Annotated in this window: 28 protein-coding genes and 1 riboswitch; of the genes, 18 read left to right on the top strand and 10 right to left on the bottom strand. The window is 69.3% G+C overall.

The window, feature by feature from the left end:
- Window positions 1-21: 21 nt before the first annotated feature.
- The 6 genes from mltG to fabD all read right to left on the bottom strand — a co-directional run bounded on the left by mltG (window position 22) and on the right by fabD (window position 5045).
- On the bottom strand, window positions 22-1038 hold the full coding sequence (mltG, locus tag QZ814_RS04585) for an endolytic transglycosylase MltG (protein ID WP_294329904.1): 1017 nt from the start codon (window positions 1036-1038) through the stop codon (window positions 22-24).
- Window positions 1039-1041: 3 nt separating this feature from the next.
- The gene (gene fabF / locus QZ814_RS04580; protein WP_294329903.1) at window positions 1042-2301 is read right to left on the bottom strand and encodes a beta-ketoacyl-ACP synthase II; all 1260 of its coding nucleotides are present in this window, start codon (window positions 2299-2301) and stop codon (window positions 1042-1044) included.
- Window positions 2302-2439: 138 nt separating this feature from the next.
- A complete protein-coding gene (locus tag QZ814_RS04575; RefSeq protein ID WP_010543822.1) occupies window positions 2440-2688 on the bottom strand; it encodes an acyl carrier protein in 249 nt (82 codons plus the stop codon).
- 101 nt (window positions 2689-2789) lie between these two features.
- On the bottom strand, window positions 2790-3323 hold the full coding sequence (locus QZ814_RS04570; RefSeq protein ID WP_294329902.1) for a hypothetical protein: 534 nt from the start codon (window positions 3321-3323) through the stop codon (window positions 2790-2792).
- A 33-nt stretch (window positions 3324-3356) separates the two neighbouring features.
- Window positions 3357-4097 (bottom strand): 3-oxoacyl-[acyl-carrier-protein] reductase, encoded by a 741-nt coding sequence (gene fabG / locus QZ814_RS04565; protein WP_294329901.1) that lies wholly within the window; start codon window positions 4095-4097, stop codon window positions 3357-3359.
- A 12-nt stretch (window positions 4098-4109) separates the two neighbouring features.
- Entirely contained in the window at window positions 4110-5045 is a 936-nt protein-coding gene (gene fabD / locus QZ814_RS04560; protein ID WP_294329900.1) for an ACP S-malonyltransferase, read from the bottom strand.
- Window positions 5046-5279: 234 nt separating this feature from the next.
- Here fabD and rpsF point away from each other — a divergent pair, with 234 nt between their 5' ends.
- From rpsF to QZ814_RS04540, 4 genes are all read left to right on the top strand, one after another.
- Window positions 5280-5654 (top strand): 30S ribosomal protein S6, encoded by a 375-nt coding sequence (gene rpsF, locus QZ814_RS04555; RefSeq protein ID WP_010543817.1) that lies wholly within the window; start codon window positions 5280-5282, stop codon window positions 5652-5654.
- A 13-nt stretch (window positions 5655-5667) separates the two neighbouring features.
- The gene (rpsR, locus tag QZ814_RS04550) at window positions 5668-5892 is read left to right on the top strand and encodes a 30S ribosomal protein S18 (protein ID WP_010543816.1); all 225 of its coding nucleotides are present in this window, start codon (window positions 5668-5670) and stop codon (window positions 5890-5892) included.
- A gap of 11 nt (window positions 5893-5903) precedes the next feature.
- On the top strand, window positions 5904-6497 hold the full coding sequence (rplI, locus tag QZ814_RS04545) for a 50S ribosomal protein L9 (RefSeq protein ID WP_294329899.1): 594 nt from the start codon (window positions 5904-5906) through the stop codon (window positions 6495-6497).
- 262 nt (window positions 6498-6759) lie between these two features.
- Window positions 6760-8595 (top strand): potassium transporter Kup, encoded by a 1836-nt coding sequence (locus QZ814_RS04540; protein ID WP_294329976.1) that lies wholly within the window; start codon window positions 6760-6762, stop codon window positions 8593-8595.
- A gap of 58 nt (window positions 8596-8653) precedes the next feature.
- Here QZ814_RS04540 and QZ814_RS04535 read toward each other — a convergent pair whose 3' ends face one another.
- From QZ814_RS04535 to QZ814_RS04520, 4 genes are all read right to left on the bottom strand, one after another.
- Window positions 8654-10165 (bottom strand): SulP family inorganic anion transporter, encoded by a 1512-nt coding sequence (locus tag QZ814_RS04535; protein WP_294329898.1) that lies wholly within the window; start codon window positions 10163-10165, stop codon window positions 8654-8656.
- Window positions 10162-10857, bottom strand: coding sequence for a carbonic anhydrase (locus tag QZ814_RS04530; RefSeq protein ID WP_294329897.1), 696 nt, complete (start codon window positions 10855-10857; stop codon window positions 10162-10164). Before QZ814_RS04530 ends, QZ814_RS04535 begins: the two co-directional genes overlap by 4 nt.
- A 104-nt stretch (window positions 10858-10961) precedes the next feature.
- Window positions 10962-12257, bottom strand: a complete 1296-nt coding sequence (locus QZ814_RS04525; RefSeq protein WP_294329896.1) for an ATP-binding protein — start codon at window positions 12255-12257, stop codon at window positions 10962-10964.
- Window positions 12258-12283: 26 nt separating this feature from the next.
- Window positions 12284-12994 carry a response regulator transcription factor gene (locus QZ814_RS04520; RefSeq protein ID WP_294329975.1) on the bottom strand — a complete coding sequence of 237 codons (711 nt, stop codon included), beginning with the start codon at window positions 12992-12994 and terminating at the stop codon, window positions 12284-12286.
- A 149-nt stretch (window positions 12995-13143) separates the two neighbouring features.
- Here QZ814_RS04520 and QZ814_RS04515 point away from each other — a divergent pair, with 149 nt between their 5' ends.
- The 14 genes from QZ814_RS04515 (at window position 13144) to QZ814_RS04450 (ending at window position 26477) form a co-directional block, all read left to right on the top strand.
- Window positions 13144-13599, top strand: coding sequence for a hypothetical protein (locus tag QZ814_RS04515; protein ID WP_294329895.1), 456 nt, complete (start codon window positions 13144-13146; stop codon window positions 13597-13599).
- 47 nt (window positions 13600-13646) lie between these two features.
- A riboswitch (cobalamin riboswitch) is annotated at window positions 13647-13847 on the top strand.
- 105 nt (window positions 13848-13952) lie between these two features.
- Complete coding sequence (gene cobT, locus QZ814_RS04510; RefSeq protein WP_294329894.1) at window positions 13953-14996, top strand: nicotinate-nucleotide--dimethylbenzimidazole phosphoribosyltransferase; 1044 nt, start codon at window positions 13953-13955, stop codon at window positions 14994-14996.
- Entirely contained in the window at window positions 14993-15559 is a 567-nt protein-coding gene (locus QZ814_RS04505; protein ID WP_294329893.1) for a histidine phosphatase family protein, read from the top strand. The genes cobT and QZ814_RS04505 overlap by 4 nt, the downstream gene beginning before the upstream one ends.
- Window positions 15556-16278 carry an adenosylcobinamide-GDP ribazoletransferase gene (locus tag QZ814_RS04500; protein ID WP_294329892.1) on the top strand — a complete coding sequence of 241 codons (723 nt, stop codon included), beginning with the start codon at window positions 15556-15558 and terminating at the stop codon, window positions 16276-16278. The genes QZ814_RS04505 and QZ814_RS04500 overlap by 4 nt, the downstream gene beginning before the upstream one ends.
- Entirely contained in the window at window positions 16275-17252 is a 978-nt protein-coding gene (locus QZ814_RS04495) for an aminotransferase class I/II-fold pyridoxal phosphate-dependent enzyme (RefSeq protein WP_294329891.1), read from the top strand. Before QZ814_RS04500 ends, QZ814_RS04495 begins: the two co-directional genes overlap by 4 nt.
- Complete coding sequence (gene cbiB / locus QZ814_RS04490; protein ID WP_294329890.1) at window positions 17245-18177, top strand: adenosylcobinamide-phosphate synthase CbiB; 933 nt, start codon at window positions 17245-17247, stop codon at window positions 18175-18177. Before QZ814_RS04495 ends, cbiB begins: the two co-directional genes overlap by 8 nt.
- On the top strand, window positions 18165-19622 hold the full coding sequence (locus tag QZ814_RS04485; protein WP_294329889.1) for a cobyric acid synthase: 1458 nt from the start codon (window positions 18165-18167) through the stop codon (window positions 19620-19622). The genes cbiB and QZ814_RS04485 overlap by 13 nt, the downstream gene beginning before the upstream one ends.
- A complete protein-coding gene (gene cobU, locus QZ814_RS04480; protein WP_294329888.1) occupies window positions 19619-20125 on the top strand; it encodes a bifunctional adenosylcobinamide kinase/adenosylcobinamide-phosphate guanylyltransferase in 507 nt (168 codons plus the stop codon). Before QZ814_RS04485 ends, cobU begins: the two co-directional genes overlap by 4 nt.
- Window positions 20126-20193: 68 nt before the next feature.
- Complete coding sequence (locus QZ814_RS04475) at window positions 20194-21372, top strand: dipeptidase (protein ID WP_294329887.1); 1179 nt, start codon at window positions 20194-20196, stop codon at window positions 21370-21372.
- Between the two features lie 108 nt (window positions 21373-21480).
- Window positions 21481-21891, top strand: coding sequence for a MarR family transcriptional regulator (locus QZ814_RS04470; protein ID WP_294329886.1), 411 nt, complete (start codon window positions 21481-21483; stop codon window positions 21889-21891).
- Window positions 21888-23933: an FUSC family protein gene (locus QZ814_RS04465; protein ID WP_294329885.1), complete on the top strand. Its 2046-nt coding sequence runs from the start codon at window positions 21888-21890 to the stop codon at window positions 23931-23933. The genes QZ814_RS04470 and QZ814_RS04465 overlap by 4 nt, the downstream gene beginning before the upstream one ends.
- Window positions 23930-24145, top strand: a complete 216-nt coding sequence (locus QZ814_RS04460; RefSeq protein WP_294329884.1) for a DUF1656 domain-containing protein — start codon at window positions 23930-23932, stop codon at window positions 24143-24145. The genes QZ814_RS04465 and QZ814_RS04460 overlap by 4 nt, the downstream gene beginning before the upstream one ends.
- Window positions 24142-25080 (top strand): efflux RND transporter periplasmic adaptor subunit, encoded by a 939-nt coding sequence (locus QZ814_RS04455; protein ID WP_294329883.1) that lies wholly within the window; start codon window positions 24142-24144, stop codon window positions 25078-25080. The genes QZ814_RS04460 and QZ814_RS04455 overlap by 4 nt, the downstream gene beginning before the upstream one ends.
- Window positions 25080-26477, top strand: coding sequence for an efflux transporter outer membrane subunit (locus tag QZ814_RS04450; protein WP_294329882.1), 1398 nt, complete (start codon window positions 25080-25082; stop codon window positions 26475-26477). Before QZ814_RS04455 ends, QZ814_RS04450 begins: the two co-directional genes overlap by 1 nt.
- The last annotated feature ends 4 nt before the right edge of the window (window positions 26478-26481 follow it).

The raw sequence follows: 26481 nt of genomic DNA, 5'->3' as shown, positions 1-26481 counted from the left end.
AACAAGCGGGCACGGCGCCGCCTACATCTCGCCGCGGGCGCGACGGATGGCGTACCACTTGGCCACATTCGCCTGGTGCTGCTGATAGGTCTCGGCGAACACGTGGCCGCCGGTGCCGTCGGCGACGAAGTACAGCGCCTTCGACTCCGCCGGGTGCAGCACCGCGTCGATCGAGGCGCGACCCGGATTGGCGATCGGCCCCTCGGGCAGACCGCGCATCGTATAGGTGTTGTAGCCGTTTCTAGCGTGCAGCTCCGATTGGAGGATGCGGCGGCCGAGCGGCTTGCCCTTGGTAATCGGATAGATGATCGTCGGATCCGCCTGGAGCGGCATCCCCGCCTTCAGCCGGTTGGCATAGACCGCCGCGACGGTGGTGCGCTCCGCCGGCTTGGCGGTTTCCTTCTCGACGATCGAGGCGAGGATGATCGCCTCGCGCGGGGTGGTGACCACCAGCCCCTTGGCGCGTCCGGCCCATGCCCTGGCGAGATACTCGGTCATCGCCTTCTGCATCCGTGCCAGCACCGCGGCGCGGGGCTCGTCGCGGACATAGGCATAGCTGTCCGGCAATACCGATCCCTCGGCGGGGGTCTTGGCGTCACCCGACAGGCCAGGCGCCTTGGCGAGTGCCTCCGCGACGAGGATCGACGGCATGCCCTCGGGCACCGTCACCAGCCGCTGCTGGGTCTTGCCCTGCTGGAGCATCTCGAGAATGTGGCGCGCGCTGGTGCCCGGCGCGATGCGATATTCCCCCGCCCGGATCGAACCGCCATCCCCGAGCAGCTTCGCAAAGCCGAGGAAGAGCTGGCGCGAGTGGATCGCCCCCGCCTTCTCCAGCTGGCCTGCCGCGCGGGACAGCGTTGCGCCCTCGGGCACCACGACGCTCAGTTCCTTGGTCGCAGGCCCGGGGCCCGCCCACAGCCACCATGCGCCGCCGAGCGCGCAGACCGCGAGGACGGCGGCAATCAGCAGGACGCGCGGTCCCCGGCTCCGGCGCACCGGCGTGCGGCGGCGGTTTCGGGGGCGCGCGTCCTGCGGCATGGCTCAGATCGCCTTCATCACCAGGCTGGCATTGGTGCCGCCGAAGCCGAACGAGTTGTTCAGCACGGCCTTCACCTTCCGCTGCTTGGCGACATGCGGGACGAGGTCGACACCCGCGCAATTCTCGCTCGGATTGTCGAGGTTGAGCGTCGGCGGCACGATCTGGTCGCGAAGTGCCAGGATGCAGAAGATGCTCTCCACCGCACCGGCACCGCCGAGCAGGTGGCCGATCGCCGACTTGGTCGAGCTCATCGACAGGCTGCCGAGCGCATCGCCGAACAGGCGGCGCACCGCGCCGAGCTCGAGCTCGTCGCCCATCGGGGTCGAGGTGCCGTGCGCGTTGATATAGTCGATCTCGTCGAGCGCGAGGCCCGACTTGCGCACCGCCATCTGCATCGAGCGGAACGCCCCCGAGCCTTCAGGGTGCGGCGCGGTGACGTGATAGGCGTCGCCCGACAGGCCATAGCCGACCACTTCGGCATAGATCTTGGCGCCGCGGCGCTTGGCATGCTCATATTCCTCGAGCACGACCACGCCTGCGCCCTCGCCCATCACGAAGCCGTCGCGGCCCTGGTCCCAGGGGCGGCTCGCCTTGGTGGGGTCGTCGCGGAAGCCGGTGGAAAGCGCGCGCGCCTGGCCGAAGCCGGCAATGCCGATCGGGCAGACGGTGCTCTCGGCGCCGCCGGCGAGCATGATGTCGGCGTCGTCCATCGCGATCATCCGCGCGGCGTCGCCGATCGAGTGGGCGCCGGTCGAGCAGGCGGTGACTACCGCATGGTTCGGGCCCATCAAGCCGTACTTGATCGAGACCTGTCCCGAAATGAGGTTGATCAGGCGGCCATGGACGAAGTGCGGCGAGACGCGCTTCGGGCCCTTTTCGGCGAGAACGAGCGATTCGCTCTCGATGCCCGGCAGGCCGCCGATGCCCGAGCCGATCGAGCAGCCGGCGCGGAAGCGCATCTCTTCGGGCATGTCGAGCAGGCCGGCATCCTCGATCGCCTGGCCGGCGGCATCGATGCCGAAGACGATGAAGGGATCGACCTGGCGCTGGATCTTGTGATCGACGCGCCTGCCCGCATCGAAGCCATATTCATGGTCGGCAGGCTTCACTTCGCAAGCATAGTTGCTCTGGAAATCCGTCGCATCGAACTTGGTGATCGTGCCCGCGCCGGACTTGCTGGCGAGGATGTTCTTCCAGGCGGTTTCGACATCGGCCCCCAGCGGGGTGACGAGGCCCAGGCCGGTCACGACTACGCGGCGCATGGCAGTTCTCCAGTCAATCTACGTTCGGTTGTAGCGGTAATACAAAACGGCTCCCCGTCCGCATCGCCAAAGGCACGGGACGGGAAGCCGCCTAGTCGCAAATCCGGCCCATCGGGGCTGGGAAGCGCGGTTCGAGCGTCAGCCCTGCTGATGCTCGGAGATGTAGGCAACGGCGTCGCCGACGGTGCTGATCTTCTCCGCGGCGTCGTCCGGGATCTCGACCCCGAATTCTTCCTCGAAGGCCATCACCAGCTCGACGATGTCGAGGCTGTCCGCGCCGAGGTCATCGGTGAAGCTCGCGGTCGGCACCACGTCCTTGGCGTCGACGCCCAGATGGTCGACAACGAGCGCCTGCACGCGGGTGGTGATCTCTTCCTGGTTGGCCATGGTCCCTGTTTTCCTTTGTGATGGGGCTCTGAATCCGTTTTCCCGCACCTAGAATGCCGCCGTGGCGGTTGCAAGAGGGAGCCGCGCGGGCTCCCGTCCCGCTATCGGGAAAAGTCCGCGACAGCATATTCCAGCGTGTTGAGAAACGCAAAATATTGCGCGAGCAGTTGGGCATTGGCACGCGTTTGCTGCGCCTCGTCGGTCACGGCGGCGCGGATCAGATCCTGCGTCGCCTTGGGGGTCAGCGGCGCGCGGCGCACCTCCTCGGGCAGCGCCGCGAACTGCTGGTCGAGCGCGGCGGGGTCGAATCCCTTGGCCTGCACCACCCGCCGGGCGACGGGCATGCCGACTTCGGCGAGCGCGTAGACGCCCGACGCCGAGGCCGCCGCACCGCTCCACCCGCGCTCGTTGGCGCAGGCGGTGGTAGCGTCGTTGAGACCGCGGGTAACGGCAGGGTCGTAGCTCGGCCGCTGTCCCGGATTGGCAAGGTTGCGCTCGACATTGACGGCGAGTTGCGCCTTCACCGCCGCGTCGAGCTTCTGCCCGACACAGCCGATCGACGCGGGATCCGCGGGGCCCGCAAAGGCCGGGGTTGCTGCGGCAAGTGCAAGTATGGCGGCAAAAACCAGACGCATATTCTTCCTACTCCACGCCCCCCGGCTCTTGGCTCAGAGCATCGCCATCCCGCCGTTCACATGCAAGGTCTGCCCCGTCACATAGGACGCTTCCTTGCTGGCGAGATAGACGACCGCCGCGCCGATATCGTCGCCCTCGCCCAGCTTTCCGGCAGGAATGCGGCCGAGCAGCGCCTCTTTCTGCGCATCCGGCAGAACGTCCGTCATCGCCGACCGGATGAAGCCGGGTGCGACGCAGTTCACGGTGATGTTGCGGCTGGCGAGTTCCTGCCCCAGCGCCTTGGACATGCCGACCAGGCCGGCCTTGGAGGCGGCATAGTTAGCCTGGCCCGGATTACCGGTGGCGCCGACCACCGAGGTGATCGAGATCATGCGGCCGAACCGCGCCTTCATCATCGGCTTGGCGGCGGCGCGCATCAGGCGGAACGCGGCTTCCAGATTGACCTGGATCACCTGCTCCCACTCCTCGTCCTTCATCCGCATCGCGAGGTTGTCGCGGGTGACGCCGGCATTGTTGACGAGGATGTCGAGCTTTCCGCCCAGTGCTTCCACTGCCTGCGGCACCAGCGCGTCGACCGCGGCGCGGTCGGACAGGTTGCAGGCCAGCGCGACGTGCTCGCCGCCGAGGCTGGCGCGGAAGGCTTCCAGCTTCTCGGCATTCGAGCCGGACACTGCGAGCTTCGCCCCCTGCGCCGCGAGTGCCTTGGCGATCGCCGAACCGATGCCGCCCGAAGCGCCAGTGACGAGCGCGGTCATTCCGGTAAGATCAAACATGTCGGTATCTCCTCAGAGCGCCTTCACGAGCGCTTCAATGTCGTCCATCGTCACGACGCTGGTGACGGTTGCATCGGGCGTGATGCGCTTGACCATGCCGCCGAGCACCTTGCCGCCCAGCTCGACGAAATCATGCACGCCCGCATCGAACATCGCCGAAACCGATTCGCGCCAGCGCACCATGCCCGTCACCTGCTCGACCAGCAGCGTGCGGATCGTGGCGGGATCGGCGACCGGCGCGGCGGTCACATTGGCATAGACCGGGACCAGCGGCGCCTGGATCGCCACTGCGGCGAGCGCGGCTTCCATCGCATCGGCCGCAGGCTGCATCAGCGGGCAGTGGAACGGGGCCGAGACCGGCAGCAGCAGCGCACGCTTGGCGCCATGTTCCTTGGCGATCGAGACCGCACGTTCGATCGCGGCGCGGGCGCCCGAGATCACCACCTGGGTAGGGTCGTTGTCGTTGGCGACGGTGCACACCTCACCCTCGGCTGCGGCATCGGCGATCGCCTGCGCCTTGACCAGATCGGCGCCGAGCAGCGCGGCCATCGCCCCCTCGCCCACCGGCACGGCCGACTGCATCGCGTCGCCGCGCTTGCGCAGCAGCTTCGCCGTCGTCGAGAGATCCAGTGCGCCCGCGGCGCACAGCGCAGTATATTCGCCGAGCGAATGACCCGCGACGAAATCGGCCTTGTCGGCCAGGCGGATGCCGCCTTCTTTCTCCAGCACGCGCAGCACCGCGATGGCATTGGCCATGATCGCCGGCTGGGCATTGGCGGTGAGCGTCAGGTCGCTCTCGGGGCCCTCGCTCATCAGCTTGAACAGATGCTGGCCCAGCGCCTCGTCGACTTCCTGGAACACTTCGCGCGCGGCGGGGCTCGCCTCGGCCAGCGCCTTGCCCATGCCGACGGCCTGGCTGCCCTGGCCCGGGAAAATGAATGCGCGCATCTTGGCTCCTCTTTGCGAACGCTTCTATAATGGCGGCGGCCGTTAGAGCCGAACGGCAGCGCGATGCAAGTCCGGCGCGCCGAACGGGCTTGCCTTTGCCCCCGACTTGCGTGTAAGGCCAGCCGATCGGAGCGGAGCAGCAATGCGCCCGCTCCGTTTGTTTTATCGAGACGACAGCCGGAGGGGCGCCCGCATGGGGCGGCGTCAGCGATCGGCCAACATGGAAGAGAACGAATGGCTCTGTACGAGCATGTGTTCCTTGCGCGCCAGGATCTGGCACAGGCGCAAGTGGACGCGCTGGCGGAAACCGCCACCAAGATCGTCGAAGACAACAACGGCAAGGTCGTCAAGACCGAGACCTGGGGTCTTCGCAGCCTGGCCTATCGCATCGCGAAGAACCGCAAGGCGCACTATGTCATGCTCGAAATCGACGCCCCGGCCGGCGTGGTCGCCGAGCTGGAGCGCCAGACGCAGATCAACGAAGACGTGATCCGCTACATGACCGTCAAGGTTGACGGCCACGAGCAGGGCCCGTCGGTGATGATGCGCAAGGGTGACCGCGAGCGTCGTGGTCGTCGCGAGCGCGACGGCGGTTTCGACGGCGAATAAGGAGCGATAGACCATGGCACGACCGTTTTTCCGCCGCCGCAAGAGCTGCCCCTTCTCCGCGAAGGACGCGCCCCGGATCGACTACAAGGACGTCCGCCTGCTGCAGGGCTTCGTCTCCGAGCGCGGCAAGATCGTCCCCTCGCGCATCACCTCGGTGAGCGCGAAGAAGCAGCGCGAGCTGGCCCAGGCCATCAAGCGCGCCCGTCACCTGGGCCTGCTGCCCTACATCGTTAAGTAAGGAGCGGATCCATGGAAGTCATTCTGCTGGAGCGCGTTGAGAAGCTCGGCCACATCGGCGACGTGGTGAAGGTTAAGGACGGGTTCGCCCGTAACTTCCTCCTGCCGCGCAAGAAGGCGCTGCGCGCCAACGAAGCCAACCGTAAGGTCTTCGAAGCCAATCGCGAGCGCATCGAAGCCGAGAACGCGACCCGTCGCGTCGAGGCCGAGAAGGAATCGAAGACGCTCGAGGGCGTTTCGGTGACCCTGATCCGTCAGGCGTCGAACACCGGCCAGCTGTACGGCTCGGTCGCGGTGCGCGACCTGGTCGAAGTGCTGACCGCCGACGGCCACAAGGTCAACAAGGCGCAGGTCGTGCTCGACCGTCCGATCAAGGCGATCGGCGTGTACGAAGTGCGCGTCGCGCTGCACCCGGAAGTTGCGGTGACCGTCAAGGTCAACGTTGCTCGGTCGCCGGAAGAAGCCGAGATGCAGGCGCAGGGGGTCGACGTCACCTCGGCGATGTTCGAGCGCGACGAGACCGGCTTCACCGAGGACTATGATCCCAACGCCGAGCCGGGCGAGATCGCGACTGAAGCCCCTGCCGCGGAAGACGCACAGGGCTGAGGCTTTCGAGCTTGAACCAGGGCAAGGGCCGTACCGAGTAATCGGTGCGGCCCTTTCCATTTGCGCTATTGGAAACGCGCCACACCGACACCGAAATCCTCCCGCAACGGAGCGGGAACGCTTCTTTATCCTCTGGTGCGCCAAAAGGCGCGGGCGTACCGCGTGGCACCCCGAATCAGTCGGGGCATGGAGACCTGCAGTGGAGCAGCTAGCGAGCGACGGGGATACCCCCGCGCATGCGCATCAGGAGCGGTTCGGCGCTCTGGCTATCGGCGCCATTGGCGTCGTGTTCGGCGACATCGGAACGTCGCCGCTCTATTCGCTCAAGGAAAGTTTCATCGGCCACCACAAGCTGGCCCTGGATCCGGCGCACATCTACGGGGTGCTGTCGCTGATCTTCTGGACGATGACCTCGATCGTCACGATCAAATATGTCGCGCTGATCCTGCGCGCCGACAATCGCGGCGAAGGCGGCAGCCTGGCGCTGCTCGCGCTGATCACCCGCAAGATGGGCGACACCCGCTGGCGCGTCGCCATCACCCTCACCGGCGTGATCGCCACCGCGCTGTTCTATGGCGACGCGATCATCACCCCGGCCGTGTCGGTACTGTCTGCCGTCGAAGGGCTGACCACGGTCGAAGCGGGCTTCACCCCGCTGGTGCTGCCGGTGACCGTCGCCATCCTCGTCGCGCTGTTCGCCATCCAGGCGCGCGGCACGGCCAGCGTGGGCAAGCTGTTCGGGCCGGTAATGCTGGTCTATTTCGCGGTGATCGCGGTGCTCGGCGTCTCCGGCATCCTCGCCGCACCCGAAATCCTGTGGGCGCTGAACCCCTGGTATGCGGTGAAGTTCTTCACGCTCGATCCCATGCTCGCCTTCCTGGCCCTGGGCTCGGTGGTACTGGCGGTGACCGGCGCCGAGGCGCTCTATGCCGATATGGGCCATTTCGGCCGCCGCGCGATCATGGTATCGTGGCTGTACATCGCGTTCCCGTGTCTGATGCTCAACTATCTGGGCCAGTCGGCGGCGATCCTGCGCAACCCGGCGATGATCGAGAACCCGTTCTTCCTGATGGCGCCCGAATGGGGGCGCCTGCCGCTCGTCATCCTCGCCACCATGGCGACGGTGATCGCCAGCCAGGCGGTGATCTCGGGCGCCTTCTCGGTGTCGCAACAGGCGGTGCAGCTCGGCTTCCTGCCGCGGCTACGCATCCTGCACACCAGCGCCAAGGCGGCGGGGCAGATCTATGTCCCGCTGGTCAACTGGGGCCTGCTGGTGATGGTGGTGCTGCTGGCGCTCGGCTTCCGCAGCTCGAGCAACCTCGCTTCGGCATACGGCATCGCGGTGACCGGCACGATGTTCATCACTGCCTGCATGCTGGGCGTGCTGACCTTCGCCGTGTGGAAATGGCACCCGCTGCTCGCGGGTCTCGTCACCGGCATCTTCTTGCTGATCGACGGCGCCTATTTCGCCTCGAACCTCACCAAGATCCCCGATGGCGGCTGGTTCCCCCTGCTGGTGGCCGCCGTCGCGTTCATCCTGCTGACCACCTGGTCGCGCGGGCGCCGGCTGGTGCTCGCCCGGCTGCAGGAAGGGGCGATGCCGATCGCGCTGTTCATCCGCTCCGCCGCGCAATCGGCCGCGCGGGTCAAGGGCACGGCGGTGTTCCTCACCTCGACCCCGGACAGCATCCCCCCCGCCCTGCTCCACAACCTCAAGCACAACAAGGTGCTGCACGAGCGGATCGTGCTGCTCACCGTGGCGATCGAGCAGGTGCCGCACGTGCAGGGAAAGGAATGCACCTCGATGGAGGCCCTGGGTGACGGCTTCTTCCGCGTGGTGCTGCACTATGGCTTCATGGACGAGGTCGACGTGCCGATGGCACTGGCCGCCATCCAGGACTGCGGTGCGCCCTTCCGGCCGATGGAGACCAGCTACTTCCTCGCCCGCCAGACGCTGCTGCCCTCGTCGCGCCCCGGCATGGCGATCTGGCGCGAGAAACTGTTCGCCTGGATGGTGCGCAACGCCGAAAGCGCGATGGAGTTCTTCAAGCTCCCCACCAATCGTGTCGTCGAGCTGGGTAGCCAGCTGGAAATCTGAACAAAAAAAGGGGCGGCTCCCGGTGGGAGACCGCCCCAGTCCTTCGGGGTGTGCCCGTTTAGCCGGCCAGCACGGCGGTCTTGCCGCCGGCCCCCTGCAATTCTACCGGCGAACCGCCTGCCCGGCGGCGCTGGAGCCAATCCTTGAGCAGCTCCGCGCAGCTATGATCGACCGCGTCGAGCCGTGATACGTCGAGCAGCACGGACTTGCCGCCGGGCACCGACTCGAGGCGATCCGACAGCTTCGGCAACGTGAGGAACGTCGCCGAACCCGCCAGCGCGATGCGATGTTCGCCCGCTTCCTCCTGCTGATCGACCTTGAGGCCGAGGCGACGGAGGTTCGGCACCAGCTCGAGCAGCGACAGCGCGATCCCCACCAGCACGCCGGTCAGCAGATCCTCGGTGACGACGAGCAGGCAGGTCACCGCCCAGATCGCTGCGGGCAGCAGGCCATAGGTGCCGAACAGGTGGCGAACATGGCGGAGGTTGACGAGCTTGGCGCCGGTCACCACCAGCACGGCACCCAGCGCCGCCATCGGAATCTCGCGCAGCAGCCAGGGCAGCAGCGCCACGAAGCCCAGGATCCAGGCGCCGTGCAGGATCGCCGACAGCCTGGTCTGCGCACCGGCTTGGACGTTGGCCGAGCTGCGGACGATCACGCCCGTCATCGGCAGCGCCCCGGCGACGCCGCACAGCAGGTTGCCGATGCCCTGCGCGCGCAGTTCCTTGTTGTAGTTGGTCCGCACGCCGTCATGCATGCGATCGACGGCTGCGGCCGACAGCAGCGTCTCGGCGCTGGCGATGAAGGCAAGGGCGATCGCGGCGGTGATCACGCCGGGATCCATCCACTTGGCGAGGAAGCCGTTCTCCGGCAGCGCGATCGCCGAGACGATGTTCGACGGCACGGTGACGCGGGTCACATCAAGGCCGAGGCTGAACGCCACCAGCGTCGCGGCGACGACGCCGATCAGCGCGCCGGGGACAAGTTTCACGGCGGCCGGCTTGAACTTGTCCCAACCGAGCATCGTCACGATCGTCAGCAAGCCCAGTCCCAGCGCCATCTCGGCCCCAGCGAGGCTCGACGACAGGCCGAGCAGACGGCCTGGCATCGCTGCGAGGTTCGCAAGCCCGCTCGACAGCGGCTTGGCGTCGAACAGCACATGATATTGGCCGACGACGATCAGGATGCCGATGCCGGCAAGCATGCCGTGGACGACGGCCGGCGAGATCGCGCGGAACCAGCCGCCGACGCGCAGCACGCCCGCGACCACCTGGATGGCGCCGGCAAGGATCAGGATCGGGCCGAGCGCGGACAGGCCCTGCTCGCGCACCAGCTCGAACACGATGACGGCCAGCCCCGCCGCCGGGCCACTCACCTGGAGCGGCGACCCGGCGAGCATGCCGACGACCAGGCCGCCGATGATGCCGGTGACCAGCCCCTTCTCCGGCGGCACGCCCGAGGCGATGGCGATGCCCATGCACAGCGGCATCGCCACCAGGAACACGACGATCGACGCCGTGAAGTCGCGCACGAAGCTCTTGGGCTTCGGTGCTTCCGCGACCATGGTCATTCGGCTGCCTCCGCATAGACGATGTCGCGGGCGAGGCGCTGACCGGCGGGCAGCGCCACCGGCATGGCACGATCCTCGCGGATCGGCACGAAGCGACCGGTCTCGCCGTCGAGGCCGAGCACCATGCCCGCGCCGATATCGACGAACCAGCCGTGCAGCGCGATCTCGCCGCGCGCGATGCCTGCCGCGACCGAGGGGTGCGTGCGCAGATGGGCAAGCTGGACGACGACATTCTCCAGCGCAGCGGTGCGCACGGCGTCCGCGCCTTCCAGATTGTCGTAGCCGCCGTCGACAACGCACTTGGCGGCGTGGCTGTGGCGCAGCCAGGCGGTGACGTTCGGCATGCCCTCCAGCATTTCCGGGTTCATCAGCGCCTTCATCGCGCCGCAGTCCGAATGGCCGCAGACGATGATGTCGCGCACGCCCAGCGCCGCCACGGCATATTCGACGGTCGATGACACGCCGCCATTCTGAGTGGCGAAGGGCGGCACGATGTTGCCGGCATTGCGGCAGACGAACAGGTCGCCCGGATTGGCCTGAATGATCTGCTCCGGCACCACGCGCGAATCGGCGCAGGAGATCATGAGCGCCTTCGGGCTCTGTCCGTGGGTTGCGAGCTGGGAATAGAGGGCGTGCTGGTTCGGGAAGACCTGCTTCTCGAAATCGACGACGCGTCCGATCACTTCGTTCACGGCTTGGCTCCTTTGGTGCGGCCCGCAGACACGGGCATCGCTTCAGGAGGCCAAGCTAAGCAGCCGCATTTGCTGCATCGCGGCGGGTTCGTAAGGAAACGTTTCTAAGCGCTTGATCCATCGCGGGGCAGGAGGATTTCGGCGCAGAGCCCCCCGCCCGCGCGATTGGTCAGGCGGAAGCTGCCCCCTTCCGCCTCCGCCGCCCGCGCGACGATCGACAGGCCGAGGCCGAACCCCACCGTGTCGCGCGACCGCGCCGCGTCGAGCCGGACAAAGGGCTGCATCACCCGCTGCAGGTCCTCTTCGGGAATGCCGGGGCCGCGATCCTCCACCCGCACCGCCACGCCACCGGGCATGGTCGCCAGCCGGATGCAGCACTGCCCGGCATAATGCACCGCGTTGTCGACAAGATTGTTGAGCGCCCGCTTCAGCATCAGCGGGCGGACGACATGCTCGAAATGGTCCGGCCCTTCATATTCGACGTCGCGGCCATGATCGGCATTGTCGTCGGCGATCGTCGCGCAAAGCACCGCGAGGTCGACGCGGGCCGGCGTCTCCTTGTCGCCCTCGCCGCCCAGAAAGGCGAGCAGCGAAGAGATCATCGCCTCCATCTCGGTAATGTCGGTTTCCACCGCGGCGTGCACGTCCGGGTCGGCGATCGCATCCGCCCGCAGCCGCAACCGTGCGAGCGGCGTGCGCATGTCGTGCCCAACCGCAGCGAGCGCCTGGGTGCGATCGGCGATCAGCCGCTGGATGCGCGCCTGCATTCGGTTGAACGCGCTGATCACGCGGCGCAATTCCTTCGGCCCCGCCTCCTGCACCTCGACCACGCTGCCCGCGCCGAAGCGATCCGCGGCAACCGCGAGCCGGCGCATCGGCAGCAGCATACGCCGCAGCAGCACGCCGCTGATCAGGATCAGCGCCAGCGCCGGGGCAAGTGCCAGCAGCACGCGCGAGGCGCCCAGGTCCGCCGCGTGCATCTGTTCGCGCGTGCGGAAGTACATCCAGCTGCCATCGGGCATCGGCACGGCGCCGACGATCAACGCACGGCTCCCCTGCGAGGTAAGCCGCAATCGCAGCCCTTCCTGCGCCAGGCTCGGCTCCCACAGCACGACCTGCTCGTAGAGCCGATCGAGGTCGGGTTGTTCGCGCAGCGCTGGCGGAAGCGCCGGCATCCACCGCACTTCGTAGCGCGACGTGGTGAATTCGAGCGCCAGCCCCTCCCGCCGGGCCGGCGGCTGTTCGGCGAGCAGCTTGCGGGCGATCACCAGATGCTCGGCCAGCCGCCGGGCCTCGTCGTCGCGCACGGCGAACTGGCTTGCCCGTTCGTACAGCACCGTCGAAACGGCGAATTCGATCAGGATGGTCAGCAGCAGGATCGCGAAGACCTGCCCGATCAACCCGGAGGGACGTTTGAGAAATGCCCTCAACTGCGCGTCACGGGCACGTTGAGCGTGTAGCCGATGCCGCGCACGGTGACGATCGGCGCCTGATGCCCGGCATCGGAGAGCTTGCGCCGCAATCGGCTGACCAGCACGTCGATGCTGCGATCGGAGCTATCGCCCAGGCGGGTGCGCGACAGCTCGATCAGCCGCTCGCGCGAGATCACCCGGCCGGCATGGTCGCACAGCGTCACCAGCAGGTCGAACTCGGCCCCCGTCAGATCGACCACCGCGCCGGTCGGCGACAGCAGCTCGCGGCGGGGGAGATTGACGGTCCAGCCATCGAACTGGATCTGGCCCTTGGGCCGTTCGGTCGCGTCGCGCTCGCCGGCACCGCGGCGCAGCACGGCGCGCACCCGGGCCACCAGTTCGCGGGTGCCGAACGGCTTGGGGAGGTAATCGTCGGCGCCCAGTTCGAGACCGACGACGCGGTCCATCTCGCTGCCCTTGGCGGAGATGAAGATGATCGGCACCGAGCTTTTCTGGCGGATCGCCCGGCACAGATCGATCCCGCTCGTCCCCGGCAACATCACGTCGAGCAGCACGAGGTCGACCGGTCCCTGCTCCAGCGCCAGCCACATCTCCGGCGCCGAGGACGCCGGGCGCACGGTATAGCCATTTTCCTGGAGCGCCCGCGCGGTAAGCGTCCGGAGTTGGGGATCGTCCTCAACCAGCACGATCGTGGGAAGGGTCAGCGGGGGATCACCTGCATACATCGCCACGAAATCTAGGGTCCAAGCCGTGCAGGGTCAACGGCGCGAACCGCACCGGCAGGTGTGACCGGTATCACGCGGGCTTGGCCGCGTCTCGTCTACCCAGCAATTGCACCACCCGGGGGATCATCATGCAGATGCCGCGTTTCAGACATGCCCTGCGCGCAGCCCGCGGCCGCGACGACGGTGCTGGTTCGGCCTGTTCCTGCGAGAGCGTTTCGCAGGACCTTGCTCCGATTTGCACCTCCGGCGCCCTGGGCCCGCGCAACCTGCTCGCGGCGCTTGATCGCCTGTCCTCCGCCGTGATTGCCGCGACGGGGAGCCCGGCCTTTCTTTCCTCGGAACGGATCCAACTGATTGACGCGGCCCACAAGCTGGCCTGGCTGCTCGTGCGCGTGCATCGCAACGAACCCAACATCGCAAGGGCACCGGACGTGGCCGGCACCGCCCAGGCGATCGTCAGCGCCACCTACCACCTGCAAGCGGTCTCCGCCCTGGGGGACGGGGCGGATGCGATTGCCGCGCTGTTCGACCTGATTCCGCGCATCGACACGCTGCTACCGGTCGCGGCGCAGCGCACCCAATAAGGCTGGCGCCGCCGGGAGCGCGGCGCTAGAGCGACGGCGAAGGTTCTACCTTCCTGTCCCATGCCGGTGCCCTTCACGGGGCTTCCAAGGGAATGCGGTGCAGGCACTCCGGTGCTTCAGGCCGCAGCTGCCCCTGCAACTGTAGGCGGAGAGCGGCCGGGCAATGGCCATTGGGAGCGATCCCGAGAAGGCGCCCGATCCGCTGCGACCCGCGAGCCAGGAGACCTGCCGGCACGGGGAGTCGCTCACGCTCGGTCCAGGGTGCGGCCGCGGCGCGGTTTTCCGTTCGAGCGACGAAGCCGAACCGGGCACGCAGCCGTGCGTCCGGTGCGTATCTGTTGCCGGAGCCGGAAATGCCATTGCCTGACGCCACCCCAGCCCTTCCCCCGTTCGACAGCGTCGCCGCGTTCGAGGCCGCACTTGCCGCCCTGCCCGGTCCCGACCAGGCGAGCATCGATGCCGCCACCGCCCGCCAGCAGCAGCTGACCAAGCCGCCGGGCGCGCTCGGCCGGCTGGAGGATCTCGCCATCTTCCTCGCCAGCTGGCAGCGCCGCGAGCGCCCGTCGCTGGAGACGGCCAAAGCGGTGGTCTTTGCCGGCAATCACGGCGTCGCGGCACAGGGCGTGAGCGCCTTCCCGGCCGAGGTGACCGCGCAGATGGTCGCCAATTTCGCCGCCGGCGGCGCGGCGATCAACGCGCTGACCGGCGCGATCGGCATGAAGCTGGACATCCTCGCGCTCGATCTCGACCATCCCACCGCAGACTTCACCACCGCCCCGGCGATGACGGCGGACGAGTGCCTCTCCGCCCTGCGCCAGGGCGCATCGGTGGTAGCGCGCGGCACCGATCTGCTGCTGCTGGGCGAAATGGGCATCGCCAATTCCACCGCCGCGGCGGCGCTGTGCCTGCGCAGCTTCGGCGGCAATGCGATCGACTGGACCGGCCCGGGGACCGGGCTGGACGGCGCCGGCGTCACCCGCAAGGCGGAGGTCGTCGCCAAGGCGGCCGCACGCCATGCCGACGCGCCCGCGACCCCGTTCGAAACGCTGCGCCGGCTCGGCGGGCGCGAGCTGGCGGCGATTGCCGGCGCGGTGCTGGCAGCGCGCCATGCGGGCGTACCGGTGCTGCTCGACGGGTTCATCTGCTGCTCCGCCATCGCGCCGCTCGCCGCGGCGGCACCGGGCATCGTCGACCATTGCATCGCCGGCCATTGCTCGGCGGAACCCGGCCATGCCCGGCTGCTGGAGCGGCTGGGGCTCGATCCGCTGCTCCGGCTGAACCTGCGGCTGGGCGAGGCCAGCGGCGCCGCGGTGGCGGCGGCGGTGCTGCGCTCGGCACTGGCGGCGCATAACGGCATGGCGACCTTTGCCGAGGCGGGGGTTTCCGACCGCGGATGAGGAGCATGGTCCTCCACCTGCTCCGCCACGGCGTCACCGAAGCCGAGGGGCGGCTGATCGGCCGTACCGACGCGGCGCCGCGCGCGGAGGGCCTCGCCCTGTGCGCCGCGCGGGCGAGCGGATTGGCCGTGGAGGCGGTGATCCACTCCGATCTCGCCCGCACGCGCGCGCCCGCCGAGCGGATCGCTGGCGCACGGGGCCTCGCCGCACGGCCGGATGCGCGGTGGCGCGAGCTCGATTTCGGCGACTGGGACGGCCTGCCGTTCGACGCCATCGACGCGCCTGCACTCGCGGCCTTTCAGGGCGATCCCGGGTGCCATGTGCCGCCGAAGGGCGAGGCCTGGCCGGCACTGGTCGCCCGGGTCGATGCGGCACTCGCGGACATCGACCGGCCGACGCTCGTCGTCACCCATGGCGGCGCGATGCGCGCGGCGATCGCCAGCCTGTGCGCCATCGACTTCCCGCAACTATGGAATATCGCCCTGCCCCACGCCGCGCTGCTCAGCCTGCGCGTGTGGCCGGGCACGCCGCGTATCGGCCAGATCATCGGATTGGTTACATGAAAGAATTTGTCCTCGCCCTCCAGTTCCTCACCCGCCTGCCGCTGCCGGCGATAGAGGCAGACGCAGCAGCGTTCGCCCGGTCGATGCGGTGGTTTCCGGCGGCGGGGCTGGTGGTGGGTCTGGGCGTGCTGCTCGCGGCATGGCTGGGGCTGCAGCTCGATCCCTGGACCGCCGCGCTCGCCGCGCTGGCGGCATGGACGGGGATCACCGGCGCGCTGCACCTCGACGGCCTGGCCGACCTCGCCGACGCCAGCGGCGCGATCCACAAGGGGCCGGAGCGGCTGCGCGACGTGCTCGCCGACCCGCATGTCGGCAGCTTCGGGGTGGTGGCGATCGGGCTGCAGCTGATCGCCAAGCTGGTGCTGCTCCATGCGCTGCTCGGCGGCGCCGGCTGGTGGACGCTCGCGTTCGTCCCCGCCGCCGCCCGGCTGGGGCCGCTGGTGTGGAGCTGGTGGCTGCCGCCGCTGCACGAGGGGCTGGCCAGCCGCTTCAAGAACGCCATTCGCCCGGCCGACCTGATCGTCTGGGGCGTGCTGCTCGCCTTTGCCGTCGCGATCGCCGCGCCCGCGCTGATTGCGGCGCCGGTGCTCATCGCCGCCTGGGGCTGGCGGGTGCGGCGGCTGCTCGGCGGCATTTCGGGGGACGGGCACGGCGCCGGCATCGAGCTGGTCGAAACCGGCCTGCTGCTCGCACTTGTGATCGCACCGCGTCTGGCATGAGCGACCCGCTGCTCCATCATGGCGGCAATCTGGCGGCGGCCCGCGCGCGTTTCGGCGACGGAGACTGGCTCGATCTGTCGACCGGCATCAATCCCGTCGCCTGGCCGGTTCCCGAGCAGTTGCGCCCCGCCCTGGGCCCGCTGCCGACGCCGCGCGCGCTCGCCGAGATGGAAGCCGCTGCCGCGGCCCATTTCGGTGTGGCGTCGGACCATGTGTGTGCGGTGCCCGGCAGCGAGATGGGGTTGCGCCTGCTCGGCATGTTGCTGGGCGGGCGCGCCTGCCATCGCGCGCCCGGCTATCGCACCCATGGCGCAATTTTCGCGGACAGCATGCCGGTCGAGGCCGGGCAGCCGGTGCCGGGCAGCGCTACGCTGATCCTTGCCAATCCGAACAACCCGAGTGGCACCCTGTCTCCCCGCGACGAGATCGCGGCGCTGCTGGCGGATCGCACGGCTGCCGGCGGGTGGCTGGTGGTCGACGAGGCATTCGCCGACCCGCACCCGGCAGCCAGCGTCGCGCCGCTGGTGGGGGATGGTCGACGGCTGATCGTGTTTCGCTCCTTCGGCAAATTCTTCGGGTTGGCGGGGGCGCGGCTCGGCTTCGTGCTCGGCCCGCGCGCGATCCTGGCGCGCTATCGCCGCCTGCTCGGCGACTGGCCGATCGACGCGACCGCGCTCGCGATCGGTAGCGCCGCCTATCGCGACACGGCCTGGATCGAGGCCACCCGCGTGGCGCTACCCCAGCGGGCCGCAACGTTGGATGCGGTCCTCCGCCGCCATGGCCTGTCGCCCTCGGGCGCGTCGCCGTTGTTCCGGCTGGTCGAGCACGACGCAGCGCCGGCGCTGTTCGAACGGCTCGCCCGTTCGCACATCCTGGTTCGCCCCTTCGACTATGCGCCGCGCTGGCTGCGCTTCGGCGTGCCGGCCGAGCCGGAAGCGCTTGCCCGCCTAGACCGCGTGCTCGGCGATGGCTGAGCCGGTGGCGCTCGCGGCGCTGGCGCTGGAGGCGGCAATCGGCTGGCCCGCCTGGCTCTATGCACGGATCGGCCACCCGGTCGGCGTCTTCGCGCGGGTGATCGCCGCCTGCGAACAGCGCTGGAACGACGCCGACCGGCCGGAACCGACGCGGCGACTGCTGGGGATGGTCACCGTGCTGCTCCTGCTGCTCCTCGCCGGGGCCGCCGGATGGGAGATCGAGCGGGTAGCGGCGCGGCTTCCGCACGGCTGGGTTCTGGTCGCACTGGCGGCCCTTCCGGGCCTCGCCCAACGCAGCCTCTACCGCCATGTCCGTCCCGTCGCGGCGGCACTCGCGCGCGGCGATCTGGCGGCTGCACGGACGGCGGTCGGCTATATCGTGGGACGCGATACGGCGCGGCTGGATGCCCCCGGCGTCGCCCGCGCCGCGATCGAGAGCCTGGCCGAGAGCTTCTGCGACGGCATCGTCGCGCCGCTCTTCTGGCTGCTCGTCGGCGGCCTGCCGGGCTTGTGGATCTACAAGGCGATCAACACCGCCGACAGCCTGATCGGCCACCGCGAGCCGCGCTGGCGCGCCTTCGGCTGGGCGGCGGCGCGCACCGACGACCTGCTCAACCTCGCCCCCGCCCGGCTCTCGGGCGTGCTGCTCTGCCTGGCGGGCGCTCGCGGATGGCGGACGATGTGGCGCGATGCGGGCAAGCACGCCTCGCCCAATGCCGGCTGGCCCGAGGCGGCGATGGCGGGGGCGCTGGACCTGCGGCTTGCGGGACCGATCGCCTATGACGGCGTGGTCACGCCCAAGCCCTGGATCGGCGACGGCCGCGCCGATGCGGGCGCCGAGGATATCCGCCGGGGCCTCGCCCTCTATGTCCGCGCCTGCGGGCTGCTATGGCTGATCGCGGGAGGGGTCGCATGGGCGCATTGATGCTGCAGGGCACGGGATCGGACGTCGGCAAGTCGGTGCTGGTCGCCGGGCTCTGCCGCGCGCTGACCAACCGGGGCTTTCGCGTCCGCCCGTTCAAGCCGCAGAACATGTCGAACAACGCGGCGGTAACCGAGGACGGCGGCGAGATCGGCCGCGCCCAGGCACTGCAGGCGCTCGCCTGCCGGGTGGCGCCGCATACCGACATGAACCCGGTGCTGCTCAAGCCCCAGGCCGATCGCACCTCGCAGCTGGTGGTGAACGGCAAGGTGCGCGGCACGCTCCACGCCGGCAATTTCCGCGAGGCGCGCCGGCCGCTGCTCGGCGAGGTGCTGGCAAGCTATCGCCGCCTGGCCGAGCAGTGCGACCTGGTGCTGGTGGAAGGCGCCGGCTCGCCCGCCGAAATCAATTTGCGTGCCGGCGACATCGCGAACATGGGCTTCGCGCGGGCGGCCAATGTGCCCGTCGTGCTGGTCGGCGACATCGATCGCGGCGGGGTGATCGCGGCGGTGGTCGGTACCCGCGCCGTGCTCGATCCCGAGGATGCCGCGATGATCCGCGGCTTCCTGATCAACAAGTTCCGCGGCGATCCCGCGCTGTTTGCCGATGGCTATGCGCAGATCGAGGTTCGCTCGGGCTGGCGCGGCTATGGCCTGATCCCGTGGCTGCGCGACGCCGCCCGGCTGCCGAGCGAGGATGCCGTGGTGCTGGAGCGCTCCGCGAGCACGCGTGACAGCCGCACGCTGATCGCCTGCCCGATGCTGCCGCGCATCGCCAATTTCGACGATCTCGATCCGCTCAAGCTCGAACCCGGCGTCTCGCTGGCGATGATCCCGCCCGGCCAACCCCTCCCGGCCGACGCGGCGCTGGTGATCCTGCCGGGCTCCAAGGCGACCATCGCCGACCTGGCAGCGTTTCGCGAACAAGGCTGGGACATCGACCTGCTCGCCCATCATCGCCGCGGCGGCGCGGTGCTCGGCATCTGCGGCGGCTACCAGATGCTCGGCCGCACCATCGCCGATCCGGACGGCATCGAAGGCCCGCCACGCAGCGCCACCGGGATCGGGCTGCTCGACGTCGAGACGATGATGACCCGCGACAAGGCGCTGCGCCCGGCGCGCGGCCGCGCACTGGGCGCCGACATCACCGGCTATGAGATGCATATGGGCGTCACCACCGGCCCGGACACCGCCCGCCCCTTTGCGGCATTGGAGACCGGGCCGGATGGCGCGCGGGCGGCGGACGGGCGCGTGTTCGGCACCTATCTCCACGGCCTGTTCGCCAGCACCGCGCTGCGCCGCGTACTGCTCGCCCGCATCGGCATCGCCTCGAAGGGTGCCGACTATGCCGCCTCGGTCGACGCCGCGCTCGATGCCATCGCCGCCGAGTTGGAGACCCATGTCGACATCCCCGCGCTGATCGCGCTCGCCCAGGAGGCCCAGCCATGACCCGCCTGCTCGTCCTCGGTGGCGCTCGTTCGGGCAAGAGCCGCTATGCCCAGGCGCGCGCCGAGTCCCTCCCCGTTGACCTGGTCTATGTCGCCACCGCCCAGCCGCTCGATCCCGAGATGGAGGATCGCATCGCCCGCCATCGCGCCGATCGCGGGCCGCGCTGGTCGACGCTCGACGTGCCGCTGGATCTGCCCGCGGCGGTTCAGACTCAGGCCACGCCCGACCGCGTGCTGCTGGTCGACTGCCTGACGCTGTGGACCTCGAACCTGATGTTCGCCGAACGCGACCTCGATGCAGAGACGGAAGCGCTCGCCACCGCCGTCGCGCGCGCGGCCGGCCCGGTGATCCTCGTCGCCAACGAAGTCGGCCTCGGCATCGTGCCCGACAATGCCCTGGCCCGCCGCTTCCGCGACGCCGCCGGCCGAATCAATCAGGCGATCGCGGCGGCGGCAGACGAGGTGCAGTTCGTCGCGGCAGGGCTGCCGCTGCGGCTCAAGTGAAGGGCGATTGACGCAGCGCAGCATACCGGCGACGCTGCGGCCAAAGCACAAGCCCAGGGAGCGCCGCCATGCACCTCATCCTCGCCCTTCCCCTGCTGCTCGGCCTGGCGCCGGACGACACCGTGCCGCTGCCCGACCGGCTGCTCCACGAACAACTGCTGGCGCTCGACACCCATCTCGACACGCCCGAATTCTTCGAACATCCCGGCTGGGATTTCGCGCGCTGGCACGATCGCGACTTCGACGGCAGCCAGATCGACATTCCCCGGATGGAGCAGGGCGGGCTCGATGGCGGGTTCTTCGTCATCTACACGCCGCAGGGGCCGCTGACCCCGGAGGGCTATGCCGCCGCCCGCAACGCCGCGCTCACCCGCGCGACCTGGATCCAGCGCGTCGTCGCCGCGCATCCGGACAAGCTGGAGATGGCGACCACGCCCGCCGACGCGCGCCGCATCGCCGCGAGCGGCAAACGCATTGTCTTCCAGAGCATCGAGAACAGCTATCCGCTGGGCGAAGACCTCAGCCTGCTCCGCCATTTCCACGATCTGGGCGTGCGCCTGGCGGGGCCCGTCCATTTCCGCAACAACCAGTTCGCCGACAGCGCGACCGATACGCCGAAGTGGCACGGCTTCAGCCCGCTGGGGAAGCAGTGGGTGGCGGAGATGAACCGGCTGGGGATGGTGATCGACGTCAGCCATGCCTCGGACGACGTGTTCGATCAGGCACTCGCCCTCTCCAACACGCCGATCCTCGCGTCGCACTCGGGGCCGAAGGCGATCTTCGATCATCCGCGCAATCTGGACGACGATCGCATGCGCAAACTCGCTGCCGCTGGCGGGGTGCTGCAAATCAACAGCATGTATCTGGTGAAGTCGGTCCGCGATCCCGCGCAGGAGAAACTGGGCGAGCGCCAGCGCCGCTGGTGGACGCTGTCCCCTGCCGAGCAGCGCGCCCTGGTCGCCGAGAAGGCGGCGCTGCCGCAACCGACCGGCGGCGCCGATTTCGAGCTGTTCATGCGCAGCCTGCTCCACGCCCTCCAGGTGATGGGCGTCGATCATGTCGGCATCGGCGCGGACTGGGACGGCGGCGGCGGCGTGCGCGGCATGGAGGACATCACCGCGCTCCCCAAGATCACGGCCCGGCTGCGCAAGGAGGGCTATTCCGATGCGGACATCGGCAAGATCTGGGGCGGCAATGCCCTTCGGGTGCTCCAGGCCGCCGAGGACTGGGCGACAGCCCACCCCTAGGGATTTGTACCTGCATACCGTGGCAGGGGTTGACCCAGTTAGTTAGCGTACTAACTAACGCCTCCTATGGCCGATCGGCATTCCCTGGAGCGCGCGCTCGCGACGCGCATGAGCCCTGTTGCGCGCGCGTGGCAGCGGCTGGCCGACGCGACCCTGGCCTCGCTCGACATTTCCAGTTCGACGGGCTGGGCGCTCGTCTATCTTCAGCGGCTGGGTGACAGCGCCCGCCAAGCGGATCTCGCCCGCGCCGTGGGCGTGACCGAAGCCTCGCTGGTCCGCACGCTGCACGCGCTGGAGGATGCGGGCCTCGTCGTGCGGGTTCCGGACGCGCGGGATCGCCGTGCGAACCTGCTCCGCCTGACCGCAGAGGGCGTTTCGCACGCGTCACGGATCGACCGGCGCCTCGCTGCGTTGCGCAGCGAGTTGCTCGATGGGGTGAGCGACGGGGAACTGGAGACCACCTTGCGCGTGCTCGATACCCTGGCGGCGAGACTGGCCGATCGGCGGGCCCAGCCATGACCGATCGCTGGGGCATCGATGCCGCCGTCTTCTCGCTCAAGTCTTTCGCGGCGGCCATGCTCGCCATCTATCTGGCGCTGTCGATCGGGCTGGACCGGCCCTATTGGGCCTTCCTCACCGCCTATATCGTCGCCCAGCCGCTCGCCGGTGCGGTGCTGTCGAAGGCGCTGTTCCGCGTGATCGGGACGGTGGTCGGCGCCGGCGCCGCGGTGCTGATGGTTCCGCCGCTGGTCAACGCACCCGAGCTGCTCGTCCTCGCCATTTCGGGCTGGCTGGCGCTCTGCGTATTCGTGTCGCTGCTCGACCGCACGCCGCGCTCTTACATGTTCGTGCTCGCCGGCTACAGCGCCGTGCTGATCGTGCTGCCGAGCGTGGACACGCCGGGCAGCATCTTCACCGTGGCGAGCCTGCGCGTGCAGGAAATCACCCTCGGCATCCTGTGCGGCAGCCTGGTGCACGGCGTGGTCTTGCCCCGATCGGTCGCCGCTTTCCTGCTTAGCCGCGTTTCGACCATCCTCCAGGATGCCGAGCGCTGGTCGCACGATTCGCTGGCGCTGGAGCCGGTGCCGGGTGTGGATGCGGAGCGCCGCCGCCTCGCCGCCGACATCACCGAACTCCACCAGCTCTCGATCCACCTGCCCTATGAGACCGCCCGCACCGCGCCGCGCGTCCGCACTGTTCGTGCGCTGCAGGACCAGCTCTCGCTGCTGATGCCGCTCGGCGCCGCCGTCGACGACCGGACTGTCCGGCTGCAGGCCCATGGCGGGTTGCCGCCCGCGGCGGCGACGCTGCTCGTCGACACCCAGGCCTGGCTCAAGACGCTCGACCGCGACCGCGACGCACGCGCCGCCGATGCCGCAGCGCTGGAAGCCCGCTGCACCGCGCTGGAGCCGGAGGTCCACAAGGGCAGTTCGTGGCACGACTTGCTGCTGCTCAGCCTGCTCTCGCGCCTCGCCGCGCTGATCGCCGCGCACCGCGACTGTCGCGAACTGGCCGAACAGCTCGCGACGCTCGATCGTCGCCCGGTGTCGCCGCGCGTCGCCGAACTGCTCGAAGGCCGGCGCGGCCGCGAGCTGCATGTCGACTGGATCGGCGCGGCGCGCGGCGCGATCGGCGCCTTCCTCACCCTCGCCATCGGCTCGGCAATCTGGATCGCCAGCGGCTGGTCGGACGGCTCGACCGCGGTAATGCTCGCCGGCGTCTTCCTCGCGCTGTTCGCCGCCGCGCCCGATCCGCTGCTGCCGCTGCGTACCTTCTTCTGGGGCACGCTGGTCGCAACGATCCTGGGGGCGATCTATGGCTATGCGATCATGCCCCGGCTCGACGGCTTCGTGCAGCTCGCGGCGGCGATGGCGCCGCCGCTGCTGATCCTCGGCGCGATGATGCATTCGCCCAAATGGTCGGGCATTGCGCTGCCGACGCTGCTCGGGCTCGGCAGCCCGCTGCTGATCGCCAGCAAATATACGAGCGCATTCGCCAGCTTCGTCAACGGTGCGATCGCCCAGCTGATGGGCGTCGCCTTCGCCATCCTGATGGCGCGGCTGCTGCAATCCGCCGGCATCGACCAGGCGATCCGCCGGACGCTGAAGGCCGGCTGGGCAGACATCGCCGAGCGCAGCAACCTGATGACCCCGCCCGACGTGCGCGGATGGATCAACCGCATGCTGGACCGCATCGCGCTGCTCGCCCCCCGCCTCGCGCTGAGCGGACGCTCGCCCGGCAAGCCGCTATATGACGCCCTGCGCGACCTGCGCACCGGGGTTGCGATCGGCGAACTCCGCGCGCTGCGTCTCGAACTGCCGCCCGAGCGCGCCGCGCCGCTCACCGACGTGCTGCGCGACGTCGGCGACTATTACCGCCGCCTCGAACCCGAGGTGGAAAAGCCCGAGGACCCCGCCCTGCTCGCCCATATCGATACGGCGCTCCATACCATCGCCGCGGATCCCGAGCCCGGCGTGCGCCGCGCCGGCGCGCTGGGGCTGCTGAGCCTGCGCCGCAACCTCTTCCCCGATGCCGATCCGCTGCCGGAGGCCGCGCTGTGACCGGCGAAGTCTCGATCGACGGCGTATTCGTCCCCACGCTGCTCGTCCTCGGCGTCGTCGCGATGCTGCTGACGATGCTGCTCGCCCGTCTGTTCAACGCCTTCGGCCTGTACCGCTTCGTCGCGTATCGCGCGCTCGTCGATCTGTGCCTGTTCGTCCTTCTGCTCGGCCTGCTTGCCTGGGCCACGCCTTCGATCGGATTCCAGCCATGAAACGCTACCTTCCCGCCCTTGGCCGCAGCGCCGCAACGATCGTCATCGTGGTCGTCGCCGCTCTCGTCGCATTGTGGTTGTGGCAGCATTATGCGCAGAGCCCCTGGACCCGCGACGGCCGCGTGCGCGCCGATGTCGTGCGGGTGACCCCCGATATCGGCGGGCTGGTGACCGCGGTGGCAGTGCACGACAACCAGCAGGTCAAGGCGGGCGACCTGCTCTTCGTGATCGACCAGCCGCGCTATTCCCTCGCGCTCGCCCAGGCGCGGGCGAGCGTGGCAAGCGCCAAGGCGACGCTCAACCAGGCCCAGCGCGAGGCACGGCGCGATCTGGCGCTCGGCAACCTCGTCGCGGCGGAAACGCACGAGCAGAATGTCGCCCGCGTCGCCACCGCCCAGGCAGCTCTCGCCCAGGCACTTACCTCGGTGCAGAGCGCCGAGCTGAACGTGTCGCGCACGCAGGTGAAGGCGTCGGTCAACGGCACGGTGACCAATCTCGACCTGCATCCGGGCGACTATGTCGCGGCGGGCACCCAGGCGATGGCGCTGGTCGATGCCGACAGCATTCGCGTCGAGGGCTATTTCGAAGAAACCAAGCTGCCCAGCATCCGCATCGGCGCCCCGGTGACGGTGGAGCTGATGGGCGAGCCGCGGCTGCTCCACGGCGTGGTCGAGAGCATCGCGGCAGGTATCAACGACACCACCCGCAGCAACGCGGGCAATCTGCTGCCGAACGTGGACCCGACCTTTACCTGGGTGCGGCTGGCCCAGCGCATCCCGGTGCGGGTGAAGCTCACCCAAGTCCCGGCCGATCTCCGCCTGATCGCCGGCCGCACGGCGACGGTGACGATCCAGCCGGAGGCGCCCGCACAACCTGCGCCTGCACGCCCCACGGGCTCGCCGACCCCGACGCCCTCCGCACGGGCAAAGCAGTGATGCGCCGCCTCCCGCTCCTCGCCGCGCTGGCGCTGGTCGCCGGCTGCACCCGCGCCGGGCCCGACTATCATCCCCCCGTCTCCGGCCCGGCCAGCGCACCCGCAGCCACGGGCGCCTTTCTCTCGGCGCAGGACAAGGCATTCACCGACGAACCCCTGCCGGACCATTGGTGGCGGCTCTATGCCGACCCGCGGCTGGACACGCTGGTCGAGCAGGCGCTCGCCGCCAACGCCGATCTGCGCGCCGCCGATGCCAATCTCCGCCGCGCCGAAGCAGTGGTTCGCCAGACCGAGGCGAGCCGCCAGCTGACCACCGACCTGTCCGGCGGCGGCACACTGGCCCGGCCCTCCAACACGGGCACGACGTTGCCGGGAACGCTCGGCTACAATCTCGGCATCTCGGTCGGCTATCCGCTCGACGTGCGCGGCAAGATCGCGCGCGCGATCGAGGCGAGCCTTGCCGACCGCGACGCCGTCGCCGCCGCGCGCGATGCCGTGCGGGTGAGCGTCGCCGCCGCGACCGCACGTGCCTATGCGGATATCTGCGCGGCCAATTTCCGGCTGGCGACCACCCAGCGCATCGTCAGCCTGCAGCGCCAGACCTTTGCCGCCACCCAGCGGCTCCAGCGTGCCGGCCGCGGCACCGCCTTCGACGTCACCCGCGCCCAGGCGGCGGTACAGACCAGCGAAGCCAATCTGCCGATCTTCGCCGCCCAGCGCCGTGCCGGGCTCTACACGCTGGCCGCGCTGCTCGGCCGCCCCGCCGCCGACTATCCGCGCGAGATCGAAAGCTGCGCGGCACTGCCTGCCCTGCCCCGCCCGATGCCGGTGGGTGACGGGGCCGCGTTGCTTCGCCGTCGGCCGGACATCCGCCAGGCCGAGCGCACCATCGCCGGCGATACCGCGCGGATCGGCGTCGCTACCGCCGATCTCTATCCGCAGATCAGCCTTGGCGGTTCGGCCGGGCTCACCGGACCGCTCGACAATCTCGGCAGCCCTTCGTCCTTTGGCTTCAGCCTGGGGCCGCTGATCAGCTGGAGCTTCCCCAACCGCCCGGCCGTGCGCGCCCGCATCGATGCGGCAGGCGCGCAGGTCGATGCTGATCTCGCCCGGTTCGACTCCGCCGTGCTCAGTGCGCTGCGCGATACCGAAACGGCGCTGGAAACCTATGCACGGGACCGCGACCAGGCCGATGCCCTCCGCCGCGCCCGCGATAGCGCCGCCACCGCCGCCGATCAGGCCGGCCGCCTGTTTCGCTTCGGCCGCAGCGACTTCCTCTCGCTGTTGCAGGCGCAGAGCAGCCTCGCCCAGGCCGAGGCGAGCTATGCGACGGCGCAGGCGAAACTGCCCGACGACCAGATCGCGATCTTCCTCGCGCTCGGCGGCGGCTGGGAATAAGAAC

Origin of the sequence: uncultured Sphingomonas sp. (assembly GCF_913777625.1) — a bacterium.
Taxonomy (GTDB): domain Bacteria; phylum Pseudomonadota; class Alphaproteobacteria; order Sphingomonadales; family Sphingomonadaceae; genus Sphingomonas.
Note: the sequence above shows the minus strand (reverse complement) of the source record. Positions and strands in the feature narration are given on the sequence as shown.